Raw genomic sequence first — 12,899 nt, forward strand, 5'->3', positions numbered from 1 at the left:
TGCGAAGGAGCGGATTAGAAAGATGGAACTTTCAACTTTTTACAAATGTAGCAAAACCATTTTTTCTATTTGCTAAATTACAAAAAAGAGCAAATGAAAAATGGTTTTTGCGGATTAAGTGCACAAACGTTCAACCTATGACTTAACCCGCTCTTTTGCAAAACCCTTGTTATGTGCTGGCACTTTTTATTCAACTATTTTCCTTCTCAAATTCTTCAATTTCCCTGTAAAATTCAATGGCTTTTTCAACGGATTTTCCTCCCGAACCTGCTAATAAATTTCTAAACCACTTTTTATTTAAGTTTTCGGATTTGTGGTTTTTGTATAACCAAAACGAAAAGTAAATAAAACTACCTGTTAGGATTATCTGAAAGATAATGTATGTCAATCCCACGTCTTGTGGAAACCAATTGTCACTCAAATAAAACGTTGTAAAAAAGGGGAATTGTAAACACATAAATTTGGCGTGGTTAATTATGGAAAGTTGAAGTTTTGATAATTGTTTCTGAATTTCCATTATGCTTCCATTGTAATTTATATTTTTCGTCCAAGCGAGGTGTTTAATATAGTCCGCAAACCCTTTTATGTTTATTAAAGCGATTGCCGAAATGGAAACAATAAAATAATTACTTGCCGAAGAATAATTTGAAATAGCATAAAACAAAGCGTAGCCCAAGATAAGAAGATAAAATACAAAAGCTACTGTTCCTGCCGTTTTTAATTTAATCAAGCCTTTTAAAGTAGATTCTGCCTTTCTACCAATAGTTTCTTTTAAAAGTAATTTATTAATTGTCAATGTTTTTTCTATTTTGACATTTTGCTCTTTCCAAATATTTATAAGTTCTATGTTTTCCATTTTATTGATTTTTAAGTTGATTGAATTCTTTTTTTAGTTTGCTTTTAATTCTGCCGATTTTTGTTGAAACATTGGTTTCTGTAATTCCGATGATTTCTGAAATTTCCTTGTAACTTTTTTCTTCTAGGTATAGCAACATCAGGGCTTTGTTCAAGTCATTTAATTCTGAAATTATTTGGTTCAATATTCCCAAGTTGGTTTCTTTTTCATCGGCTATTTCTGTCTCGGAAAAATCGAAGATATCTGTCGTAAGTGGGTTTGAAATCCGTTTTCTACTGTTCTCTTTCCTGTAGAACGAAATAGCCACGTTCAATGAAATTCGGTATATCCAAGTTGAAAGTTTAAATTTTTTGTTGTAGTTGTCAAATGATTTCCACAACTGTAAAATAATTTCTTGAACCAGGTCTTTCCTGTCTTCAATGTTCCGACAATATGAGTTTGCGACTTTAAATAGAATACCTTTATTGTTCTCAACAATAACGAGAAAATTGGCTGTTCTATCTTTGTCCATCATTCAGTTTGTGCGTTTGAGGACCTAATTTTAATACATAGGTTGTGCTGTCTGTTTTTATTGGTGTTTTTGGTTTTGCACTATAATAATTTCTCGTTATCGAAATGCTACAACCTGTTGCGAGTATTGTAAATGCCGTAATAACAACAATAATTAATCTGATGTTTTTGTGCTCCATTTTAGTTAGATTTAATTAAGAAGTATTTACCTTTTCTTAATTATTCGCGCAATGGTTTCAAAAATCACACTTTTTTGAATATTTTTTTTCAGTCAATAATTCGGCTTAAACTTTTAGTAAAGCTCAGAGAAGAAATTTGATGTTATTCCTGAAGTTCTTTCTTCCGCTTGCACATAACGGTTTGCAGCTTGGCGAAGTGGCGGAAATCGAAGCACGAATGTTCAGTTTTGTACAAAAGTTCAATCGAAGAACTGCCGTTGATTTTAGCACTAAACCCGCCATTTTGCCAAACTGCTGTTATGTGCCGTTTTATTCTTCAAGCACTTTTGCTAATATGATTTCCAAGTCTGTCGAACCGTCAACAGGATAAGCACAAGCTAACCATTCTTCTCTCGTCATTTCGTCAAAAATACTAAAATTGTTTTTTGCTTTAAAGTTGATGTTGAATCCTTTAATTATATGTGTTTTTATATCTTCTTTAATGTCGGTATAGTCTGCTATTTGAAACTCAACAGGCAAAATGTTTGCATTCGTTATTAAACGTTGGATTGCATCTCTTGAATAATAATTTTCGATTTCTCGTTTTCGCAGAATATCGAAATCGCCTCCAAGTTCTTGTACTTTGTCAATTAGTAGTTGCTTGTTAGCCAATTTTGAATCGTAGTCAGTTGCACCTTTGTCAGAGTCCAGAATGAAAATAAACTTTCGATTTATTTTTCTGCATAATTCTGCATTTACAAAAAATTCAACTTGGTCACCACCACACGGAATTAGTAAAATGTCGTCAGGTAAACCGCCATTAATTTTTTGAAATGCTTTTTCCCAAAATTTTACATCCCCACTACCTTCTACAAATACTGCTTTTCTATAATTGTCGTTAAGTAAATTGTAATTGGGTCTAATGCCTAACTCTTTTATAACTACATCTAATATGTCGGCTTCATTTTCGTAATTGAAATAATTTGATATTTCATTTTCTTTTTTAACTACAACTATATTGGAGTTTTTTGTCGCACCTGCAAAAACAGGCGAATGTGTAGTAATAAAAAATTGACTATTTTCTGAAAGTGTAATAATAGAATCCAACAAGTCGTTTTGTAATTCGGGATGCAAAAAGGTTTCGGGTTCTTCAATGCCAAATATTTGATATTTTTTAGTTGCTTTTTGGGCTAAATACTCAAAATACGCTACCATTAGAAGTCGTTTAAAACCCGTCCCTTTGTTTGATATTGGAATTTCAAATGTATCTGTCGTAAATTTAAGTGATAGGTCAAATTTCACTAAGTTTCCCCAGTTACAAGCTACGGAAGGTTTTATCTTTTCTAAATTAGGAACGTTTCTTTTCATTAATTCAGTTATAACACTGAATTCAGTTTCTAAATCGGTTTGAACATTTGTCTCTATCTGACTTGTCAATGCAGAGTTGTTTTGCAATGATTGAGTTGCAATAGGTTTAAACTGAGTTTGAAAGGCAGTTGAACCAACGTTTAAATCTTGTTCAGCATCAAATAATGAGTAATCAGGCATTTCAAAGAATTCGTATTGTTTCTTTAAATTCTTTAAATATTCATCTCCTGGATATTCTTTCTCTACTCTTCCTAAATCTTGTGTATTTGCGTCAATCAATTCAATTTTTGAAATGTTTGTTACTCCACGTCCTGAACGAGAGTGTTCAACACTCAATGCACCTAGGTAGCCATTTATATCAGCTTCCTTAATTCCCCAACAATTCGAAAACTGTTCACTATTAATGTCATTGCAAGAGTAGAATAGTTCTTTAACTAATTTACCAGCACTTGAAAATGTAAATACTTTTTTTAGTTTTATTTTTCCTTCTGAATCTAGTGCTAATGGATTGATTGTCTCACTCGCTTCAAAACGGATGACAATTTCAGTCTTTTCATCTTCTGCAATTCCTTTGAAAACGTCATTTGAGGTGAATTTTTCATTAAAAAAGACATCGAGTGCTTTAAGAATATTAGATTTTCCAGAATCATTTTTACCGACAAAAGAATTAATGTCGCCAGCCTTAAGATTCTGTAAAGATTTTATTCCTCTGAAATTCGTAATTGATATGTCGTAAATTTTCATTGTCGGTTTTTAGGTTGTCACACAAAATGGCACATAACGAAAAAGTATTTGCGAAGAACGGGCTACTGCAAACCAAAAGTGGTAAGGAAAACCGCCTAGAGCAAAATGCTTTTTCAGATTTCTAAATTAGTGAAAATTGAAAGATGAAAAGCAGTTTTGCGGATATTAAAAACCAAATTTTCAAAGGACATCTTCAACCCCGTTTTTTACAAATACACTGTTATCTGCAGTGACTTCCTATTTTATGAATTTCTCCAAGTTACTTTCTTGAGACCATTTGTTTTTTAAGTCATATTTTGCAAGGTTAGAATCAATAATAATAGAAAATCTAAAATCGTAATTTACAATTGTTCCATAAAAGGATGCAGGTTTCCATTTATCGAAATCTTTTTTAAAGAGCATTTTTCTTACCTGACGGCATATTTTTCTGTCCGATACTTTTATACATTTAAACTTTTTTATTTTTCCATATTTGTCGATTAAAATTGACATTGTATTTTGACCAAATTTCACATTATGAATTTCTAAATTCTCCAGTATTTTATTTCTGAACATTATCGTCGCAGGTTCAAATTTTGGATATTCAAGAACTCGATCATCTATGAAACTGATGGAAACTTTTGGCTCTGCTTTAGAAATGCTATCTGCCTTTCTCAGACTTTCAACTACTTCTTCAGACTGTCTTTTATGAATTGTATAACTTTCTCTGTCGAAAATAAATTTCCCCTTTTCAATCGTAAATTTAATATTGTTTTTCTCTTGACTGAAAAGCCAAAAAGGAATTGCCAGGAATATGGAAATCCAAAATTTTATGTTTATGGCGGGTTTTAATTTCATTGCAGATAACGGTTTCGTGTATGAGCAGTAGCGGATTTGAAAGTACAAACCTTTCAGTTTAGCACAAAGCTTATTAAAAGCACAGACCTTGATTTTACCACTTCACCCGCTATTGCTTATACACAATGTTGTGCGTTCGCCCTTTATTTTTAGTCGGTTTAGTCAATTTTCAAAGGTAGGATTTTTTGGGGTAGGGAAGGCACTCTCTCTTGCAAGTTTTGGTCAAGCGTTGGCTGGTGCGACTTGCAAGAGTGTGTGCCTTTGGGGCGGATTAACTGGCACAGCAACTTAATTTTGATACGTCTTTTCCGAAAGTTATTGCTGCTAATTTTATACCTTCTCCCAAAGTCAAATAAGGGTAGAAACTGTCTGCTAAGTCTTTCACCATTATTCCGTATTTGATTGCCATACTTAATTGTTGTATGAGTTCTCCACCTTCGGGTGCGACTACTCTTGCACCTATAAGTTTGTCAGTTTCCGAGTTACGAATGAGTTTGATGAAACCCCTTGTGTCGTTGGCTGCTATGGCTCTCGGTACGTCTTTCAATTCCAATTTTGACACTTCAAACGGAATGCCTTTTGATTCTGCCTGTGCTTCATCTAAACCTGCCCCTGCAATTTGTGGGTCAGTAAACACCACCCAAGGTAAAGAAGAATAATCGGCTTTATTATCTGTTCCTGAGAACGCATTTTCAACGGCAATTTTACCTTCAAAAGCGGCTGTATAAACAAATGCAGGGGTGTTGGTTACGTCACCTGCTGCGTAAATGTTAGGTAGATTGGTTTCCATTTTTTCATTTACAGCGATATGTCCGCTTTTGGTGAGTTCCAAACCAATGTTATCTAACCCTAATTGGCTTGTATTGGCTTTTGTGCCTGTGGCAATTACTACCTTACCTTTTTCTATAATTTGCGTAAATGAACCGTCAGGACATTTACAGTGAATGATGGTTTCATTCGCTTGTTTCTCGAATTTCACGGCTCTGAAATTAGGTAAGATTTCAATGCCTTCTTTTCGCATTTGGGTTTCCAATGCTTCACTGATGTCTGGGGTTTGTGTCCGTAGAACACGGTCGGTAAATTCAATGATTCGGACTTTAACGCCTAAACGATTGTACGCCATTGCAATTTCCAAACCTATGTAACCTGCTCCCATAATGGTCAAGCTTTCGGGTTTTTCTTCCAAGTCGAAAAGGGAAACGTTGGTCAAGTAGTCAATTTTGTCCAATCCTTCAATAGTCGGAATGTTGGTCGTAGCTCCCGCAGCAATTAAAAATTTGAAGGCTTTGTATTCCTTGCCATCAACCAAAATGGTTTTGTTGTCTTTGAATTTTGCCCAACCTTTTAGCATAGTCAGGTTTTCAAAATCGCTTACCACATCCATATATTTTTTCTCTTGAAGTGTGGCTACTAATTTTTTCTTGTCTTTGATGATTTGAGCGAAATCAATATCAACTCCTTTTGGCTTGATGCCTTCAAAGTTGGAATGTGTAGCGTGATAAGCCGACTCGCCTGCACGAATAAGATTTTTAGAAGGCACACAACCCACGTTGACACAAGTACCGCCAAAGTCCAAACCACCGTTTACCATTAAGGTCGATAAACCTAAACTTTCGGCTTTGATAGCTGCCGAAAATGCAGCCGAACCACCACCGATAATTATTAAATCAAGTTGATTATTCCTACTATTTCCATTTTCAGAAATTTCACTTTTTACACGATAGTTTTTTGTGCCGTTAATGGTATTGATGATTTCTTCTTTACTTGTTTTGGTAGGGTCAAAAGAACATTCACAAGTAGCTTTTGGATAGCTCACATTTGCTTCTTTTACACCTTCGTTTTTGGAAAGTAGTTTTTCAATGCCTGTGGCACAATGGTCGCAGGTCATACCTGTGATGTCTAGTTTTATTATTTCTTTGTTCATAATGATTTCTCTTTTTGATTTTCCTTAATGATTTCGGCTTTATAGCCTGTCTGCTCAATAACCTTGATGATAGCGTCAGGATTTGTTTTCTTTGGGTCGTATTGGATGGTTGCCAAATCGCCCGGATATTCCACTTTGTGTTCAATAATGCCGTCCACTTCTTTGAGGGCATTTGAAATATGGTTGGAACAACCTGCACAAGTCATTCCCGTGATTTTCAGTTGCAGGGTCTTACCTTCTTGCTGTGTTGTATTTGCTGTTTGTGCTTTATTGTCAGTCGGTTTGCAACATTGTGCATTGAGCTGAGCAATTCCAATTAGGAACAAAGCACTCAATAGAATTAAATTCTTTTTCATTGTGTAATTATTTAATTAAGTTCTTAAATACAAAAGGCAAAAAAATACTATTTCTTGCCAACCACTTTGTAACCTGTACCGTTGATGGCTTCTTCAATTTGAGCGATACTCACTTTGGTTTGGTCAAATTCTACTTTGGCAATCGCTTCTTCATAAATCGCATCTACCTTAACAATGCCTGGCAATTTGTTCACATCATTTTCTACGTGTGAAGCACAACCATTGCAAGTCATTCCTTTTACATCAAAAGTTACCGTTTGGATGTCAGAAGCATTGACGATTACAACTTCCTTGTTGTCGTTTGAAGGATAGAAAATGTGTGCATAGTTTGGAAAAGCGAGCATCAAGGCTGCAAACACGGTTACAATTCCCAAGAATGTTTTGGTCTGCATAAAGGGTTTTTTTTCGTCTTCTTCGCAATCACATTGGATTTCTTCGGCTGTTCGTGGTTTGAGCTTCTGATACCAAGCAAAGCCCAATACCAAAACGGTGATACCGATTAGATAAGGTCTTGCTGGTTCCATCCATGAAAAGGTAGATGCCACTCCTGAAGCTCCTGAAATAAGAGCCAATACAGGTGTAATGCAGCAAAGTGATGCTGCTACTGCCGAAAGCACACCCGCTCCGACAAGTCTGTTGTTTTTCTTGTTCATACTGTTTCCTTTTTTGAACTGTTTATGATGTGTTTAAAAAATGGACGAAGTAAAGTAAGTTGCTCCTGTTTCAAAGAGTAGAAAATGGTTTGTCCTTCTCTTCTACCTTCAATGACGTTTCCGTCTTTTAGTTTTCTGAGGTGTTGCGAAACGGCAGGGATGCTCATTCCGAGAATGTCTGAAAGGTCGCAAGGACAAAGTTCGTTTTCTTCTTCTAAGAGAAATAAGATTTTTAACCTTACTTCGTTTCCTGCCAATGCTAAAAGTCCACTCAGTTGACTGAATGCCTTGTCGTTGGTTTGAAGTATTTCTCTACAATTGTCTATTTGAACCTTGTCGGCAAACACACGGATACACGATTGATTGTTTTCCATAATTTCCTTGTTTAGGATTTAATAACGCAGCAAAAATACAAATAGTTTTCTTATTTAAGCAAATACTTAATTATAGTTTTTAACAATTCTTCTTTGTCAGCGGTGGGTGATTTAGCTCTTTTGGTTTTTTAGCGTTGGCTTTGAGTGTCGGAAAAACCAAATGTGCTAAATGTGCGGTGGGTTTTTAGGGTGACGCACAACGGTAAAGTATAAGCGTAGTGCGGGATTTCGGAGCGATTCACTGCCCGCCTACCGCAAAGTTTCTTAGGAGCAAAAATGCTCATTTTTAGCTGTTCAGCCCGCATTACGCTTATACAATGTTGTGGTGCGTTTTTCTTTCATTCATTTATTTTTAGTCTCCCAAATTGAATTCAGGTTCTAATATTGACTTGTCTCCTTTAATTGTTTCTAAATCAATTTCAAAGGGATTTTCAAGTCGTACTTTTTTGTCAATTTCTGAGTTTCTAAACCCTAATATTTTCACCCCAATGATTTTTTTGAAACGTGTTGTTACTCGTACTTTTGTCTCAGGCCAATAATATCCATCTCTTCCTTCGTATGTCAGTCCTTCCTTTATGACGATTTCTTTTAGTTCTGGCGAATTGGCTGTAGTTTCAAATTTATGGTCAGGGGTTATTGCAAATGATATTTTATAGTCATCACTTTTGTCGTCAAAGTAATACCAACAATTGAACTCGTCCGTGTGTGGTTTGTATAAGAATGAAAATAGTCCAATTGCTAAAAAGGTCAATGGTAGAAGTCCCCAATACCAATTTTTAAATGTCTTGTCAAACTGTTTGAACTTTTCCCTTAAAGTCAGTCCGAAAATTGGTAGTGCGAACAAAAGCGGAATAATTGTTAGAAACCATCTCCCTGAACTGTTAGGGTCATAGAGGATAAGATAGCTGGCGTGTTCAAAATATCTTAAAAGCCAAGCTGCCGAGACAAATAGCATTACTGTCTGACCAAGTTTTTTGTCAAATAGCAGAATGACAAAACCAATAAAAGCAGAACCTGTCAAGATAGGGGTGTAAAATCCAATTCCTGTCGCCAATAAAGTTCCGAAGAAGATTAATAGTCCACAGAGGAACAACAAAAAAGTCAATATTGGTATCGAAAATCTCATTTATTGTCTGAATGTCTTTTTAAATGCACCACTAACGGAAAAGTATTTGCGAAGGGCGGGCTAAATTTAACTGAAAGTTCAATTTCGACCAACCGGAGCAGATGCTTTTTCAGATTGTCTAAATTAAGGAAAAAAACAATATGAAAAGCAGCTGCGGCTAAAGGAATCGAGTGGTTGTTTTATATATTCAGCCCCGCCTTTTGCAAATACCGTGTTATCTGTAGTTGCATTTATTTATTCATTAATTATTCCGTAAATAACGTGATTTTGATACTCTCCATTTTTGCAAGTATGACAAAGCAAAACGCCTTCTTTTTTCATACCTGCATTTTGCATAACTTTTCCCGAAGAAGTATTAAAATCAAAATGGGTAGCAAAAATTCTCTTTAAGTTTAAAGTTTTGAAACCAAAATCAATTACGGCTTTTACAGATTCAGTTGCATATCCTATATTCCAGAATCTTTGGTCAATCCAGTAACCAAGTTCTGCTTTGTTAAAGCGTTTGTCAATTCCTAAATCAATTCCACCAATAATTTCTTCACTATTTTTCAAGCGAATTGCAAAAACATATTGATTTTCATTAATAAAACCTTCTTCTGATAATCTTAACCAAAATTCGGCACTTTTATCAGTATAAGGTGAAGGTATATTTACTGTATTTTTTGAATAAACTTCACTATTCAGGATTTCAGTAATTTTTTTTAAATCACTATTTCTAGGTTGGTTTAGAATAAGTCTTTCTGTTCTTAATTCTGGAAATTTCGTTTTATCCACGGCGTTTTTTTTGCAATTACAGATAACGTTTTGGTATTTCTGTTGGCGGGGATTATTATAACTGGTTTTTGTAAATATAACGAAAAGAACAACTCGCGAAAGTCTTTATGATGTAAACTTCAACCCCGCTAATGGAAATACTTTGTTGTACGCAGTTTATTGTCGTGATATTGGAATTTTTGAATTAATTATAGTAAAAATTTTATGGGTGTTTTGAGATACTTCTGTCCAGTCTCCCACAGATTTATATTCACAAGTTAAATTCATATTTTCTTTTTTATAACTTAATTTAACGTTCCCAACATAACCCGTTGCAAGACGATTCGTAAATTTAGGAGTAGTTATAGTTTGATAAATGAATTTGGATAAACTGTCTTTCTCTGCTTTAGTAAAAAATAGTTTTTGTAATTCAGTTTTTTCAATCTCATATTTAGGCGGAATATTATAAACTTCCTTGCTGAATATGATATTTTCAAACTCTGCGGAGTCAGAAAATTTTGAAATCGTTAGTTTTTGAAATCTAGTTTCAATAATTAGTTCATCCCAATAATTATTAGTGTCAGGTTTTGTTATTAAATCTCGCTTTTTACCACAGGAAAAAACAACGAATGCGGAGAAAAAAATAAGCGATTTTATATTCATTTTTCTTTTGGTGACACTTTTATCTAAATTGCGTACAACGGGAAGAGGCTTTGCGAAGTTGCGACTGGACTCAGCCAAGGACCGTGCGTCGCAATTTTGCAAAACCTATGTTATCTGCAGACGTTTTTTAGGTATTAGCTTTTAAAATGTTAGCGAGCCTATTTATGCTTTCAGATTCAATATTTTGTAAATTAAAAACCTTTTTTTGTCCATCATATTTTGAAATAATAAGTTCATTATTTTGGATATTGTAATTACTAATTTCTTCAAATTGAAAATTTTTACCCCAAAATTCATTTAGTTTAATCATAATTCCTTTTTTGTTCCATTGCACAAAGTTTTTGTACCAAAAAATTTTAGAATGAATAAAAGCAAGAAATAAGAATATTGCAATATTTATTAATTTTCCAATTTTAGGATTTTCAAAAGTCCAAAATTCAAGAAAGTTCAAAATTATAAGAATAAAGGCAAGAATTAAAAGAATAAATTGTGCTTTATTATCTCTAAAATTTAAATGATTAAAATGTATCTTATTCATTTCTATGGTTTTTATACGGTTGCAGATAACGGTTTGTATATGAAAAGTAGGCGATTTCAAAGCATTAAACTTTCAGTTAAGCACAGAATTAGATACAAGCCAAAAGACTTGAATTTATTACTGTTTCGCCTATTTTTTATATACATTGTTACCCACAGGCTTTTTTATTATTTTTAAGTCAGAATTTTTATTAACTTTGCGACTTCAAAAATGGCAAATACAATTTCAATATTTAATTTCAATCTTCCTGCGGTTACTCCGCCCTGAAATTTAGTGCTTTTTTTCTCCGCCCTCTTTTAGAGGTAAACTTACTAAAATCTATTTAATCAAACGGACGTCATTGGTATTACTGCCAAGTGGACTCGCTTTTTAACAAAAAATATTAATGAATAAATACGCACGACTTTATCGTCAAAAATCAAAACAAGAATATAAAAAAGTAATTAACTTATTTAGTAAAAATTCTGAAAAAAGTGCCAAAACAGAGATTTTATCGGGCTTAACAGTAGCTTTGGCTTTAATACCTGAAGCTGTTGCTTTTGCTTTAATTGCAGGATTATCTCCGCTTACAGGTCTTTATGCATCTTTCGTAGTTGGATTAATCACGTCTATTTTTGGTGGACGACCTGGAATGATTTCAGGTGCTACTGGTGCAGTTGCTGTTGTCATTGTCGCTTTGGCAATTTCTCACGGACCCGAATATATATTTGCAACTGTAGTCTTGGCAGGTATTATTCAAGTTCTGGCAGGTGTATTCAAATTGGGTAAGTTAATGCGATTAGTTCCACATCCTGTAATTTTCGGATTTGTCAATGGTTTGGCAGTCATCATATTTATGTCGCAACTCGACCAATTTAAGGACGCATCAGGAAATTGGTTAACCGGTCAGTCGTTGTACATTATTCTTGGCTTGGTCTTGTTAACAATGCTCATTATATGGGGTTTACCAAAACTTACTAAAGTTATTCCTGCTTCATTAGTTGCTATTTTGGCTGTTTTTGGAATTGTGGTAGGTTTTGGAATTGACACAAAAACCGTAGGTGATATTGCATCTATCCAAGGTGGTTTTCCGCCATTTCACATTCCAAGTGTTCCTTTCAACTTTGAAACATTGGCTTTGATATTCCCATATGCGGCAATTGTAGCTGGTATCGGTTTGATTGAGAGTTTGCTAACGCTCAATATTATTGATGAAATTACCGAAACTCGTGGTAGAGGAAACAAAGAAGCGGTGGCTCAAGGTGCTGCAAATATTTTTTCAGGTTTCTTTTCTGGAATGGGTGGTTGTGCAATGTTGGGGCAAAGCTTGATTAATGTTTCCAATGGGGCGAGAGCAAGGCTTTCGGGAATTGTGGCTGCTGTGGCACTCTTACTATTTGTAATGTTCGGTGCTGGTTTAATTGAGCAATTACCAATGGCAGCTCTTACAGGTTTGATGATTATGGTCGCAATCGGAACTTTTGAGTGGGCAAGTTTGAAGACTTTTAATAAAATGCCTAAATCTGATATTTTCGTTATGGTGGTTGTAACACTTGTTACTGTATTCCTGCATAATTTGGCTTTAGCAGTTATTGTGGGTGTTATAATTGCAGCTTTAGTTTTTGCTTGGGATAATGCGAAGCGTATTCGAGCAAGAAAGTCCATTGACGAGCAAGGAGTTAAACATTATGAAATCTATGGTCCATTATTTTTTGGTTCTGTAACTGCTTTTAATGAAAAGTTTGATATTCTAAACGACCCTGATGAAGTTATTATTGATTTTAAAGAAAGTCGGGTAGTCGATATGTCGGCAATAGAAGCTCTTAATAAAATTACAGAACGCTATTTAAAAGTCGGCAAGAAAGTCCATTTACGCCATTTGAGTGCTGACTGTCAAAAGTTACTTCAAAATGCCGATAAAATCATTGATGTCAATGTCATAGAAGACCCGAATTACAAAGTTGTAGTCGATAAGGTTTAATAGATGCTGGTCGTTTTTTTCAGCTTGTGGGTAACATTGTTTTTTTACGAAACAAAACACGGTGTAGTTTCGTAAAATA

Annotated in this window: 13 protein-coding genes; 1 reads left to right on the forward strand and 12 read right to left on the reverse strand. The window is 34.5% G+C overall.

The window, feature by feature from the left end:
* Nucleotides 1-190 precede the first annotated feature (190 nt).
* The 12 genes from AC3IRX_RS04765 to AC3IRX_RS04820 all read right to left on the reverse strand — a co-directional run bounded on the left by AC3IRX_RS04765 (nt 191) and on the right by AC3IRX_RS04820 (nt 10,860).
* Complete coding sequence (locus tag AC3IRX_RS04765) at nt 191-856, reverse strand: hypothetical protein (protein ID WP_489211329.1); 666 nt, start codon at nt 854-856, stop codon at nt 191-193.
* Between the two features lies 1 nt (nt 857).
* A complete protein-coding gene (locus AC3IRX_RS04770) occupies nt 858-1,370 on the reverse strand; it encodes an RNA polymerase sigma factor (RefSeq protein WP_489211330.1) in 513 nt (170 codons plus the stop codon).
* 484 nt (nt 1,371-1,854) lie between these two features.
* Nucleotides 1,855-3,636 carry an ATP-dependent nuclease gene (locus tag AC3IRX_RS04775; RefSeq protein ID WP_489211331.1) on the reverse strand — a complete coding sequence of 594 codons (1,782 nt, stop codon included), beginning with the start codon at nt 3,634-3,636 and terminating at the stop codon, nt 1,855-1,857.
* Between the two features lie 237 nt (nt 3,637-3,873).
* The gene (locus tag AC3IRX_RS04780; protein WP_489211332.1) at nt 3,874-4,473 is read right to left on the reverse strand and encodes a hypothetical protein; all 600 of its coding nucleotides are present in this window, start codon (nt 4,471-4,473) and stop codon (nt 3,874-3,876) included.
* Between the two features lie 271 nt (nt 4,474-4,744).
* A complete protein-coding gene (gene merA, locus AC3IRX_RS04785) occupies nt 4,745-6,397 on the reverse strand; it encodes a mercury(II) reductase (RefSeq protein WP_489211333.1) in 1,653 nt (550 codons plus the stop codon).
* Entirely contained in the window at nt 6,394-6,753 is a 360-nt protein-coding gene (locus AC3IRX_RS04790; protein WP_027375686.1) for a heavy-metal-associated domain-containing protein, read from the reverse strand. The genes merA and AC3IRX_RS04790 overlap by 4 nt, the downstream gene beginning before the upstream one ends.
* Before the next feature lie 47 nt (nt 6,754-6,800).
* On the reverse strand, nt 6,801-7,406 hold the full coding sequence (gene merTP, locus AC3IRX_RS04795) for a mercuric transport protein MerTP (protein WP_027375685.1): 606 nt from the start codon (nt 7,404-7,406) through the stop codon (nt 6,801-6,803).
* Nucleotides 7,403-7,780 (reverse strand): ArsR/SmtB family transcription factor, encoded by a 378-nt coding sequence (locus AC3IRX_RS04800; protein ID WP_489211334.1) that lies wholly within the window; start codon nt 7,778-7,780, stop codon nt 7,403-7,405. Before AC3IRX_RS04800 ends, merTP begins: the two co-directional genes overlap by 4 nt.
* A gap of 352 nt (nt 7,781-8,132) precedes the next feature.
* On the reverse strand, nt 8,133-8,906 hold the full coding sequence (locus AC3IRX_RS04805) for a hypothetical protein (RefSeq protein ID WP_489211335.1): 774 nt from the start codon (nt 8,904-8,906) through the stop codon (nt 8,133-8,135).
* Between the two features lie 234 nt (nt 8,907-9,140).
* Nucleotides 9,141-9,680: a GNAT family N-acetyltransferase gene (locus tag AC3IRX_RS04810; protein WP_489211336.1), complete on the reverse strand. Its 540-nt coding sequence runs from the start codon at nt 9,678-9,680 to the stop codon at nt 9,141-9,143.
* Nucleotides 9,681-9,836: 156 nt separating this feature from the next.
* Nucleotides 9,837-10,322 carry a hypothetical protein gene (locus tag AC3IRX_RS04815; protein WP_489211337.1) on the reverse strand — a complete coding sequence of 162 codons (486 nt, stop codon included), beginning with the start codon at nt 10,320-10,322 and terminating at the stop codon, nt 9,837-9,839.
* Nucleotides 10,323-10,449: 127 nt separating this feature from the next.
* The gene (locus AC3IRX_RS04820; protein ID WP_489211338.1) at nt 10,450-10,860 is read right to left on the reverse strand and encodes a hypothetical protein; all 411 of its coding nucleotides are present in this window, start codon (nt 10,858-10,860) and stop codon (nt 10,450-10,452) included.
* Nucleotides 10,861-11,245: 385 nt separating this feature from the next.
* Here AC3IRX_RS04820 and AC3IRX_RS04825 point away from each other — a divergent pair, with 385 nt between their 5' ends.
* Nucleotides 11,246-12,820: a SulP family inorganic anion transporter gene (locus AC3IRX_RS04825; RefSeq protein WP_489211339.1), complete on the forward strand. Its 1,575-nt coding sequence runs from the start codon at nt 11,246-11,248 to the stop codon at nt 12,818-12,820.
* Nucleotides 12,821-12,899 lie beyond the last annotated feature (79 nt).

The sequence above is a fragment of the Epilithonimonas sp. KH_059 genome (assembly GCF_057838485.1).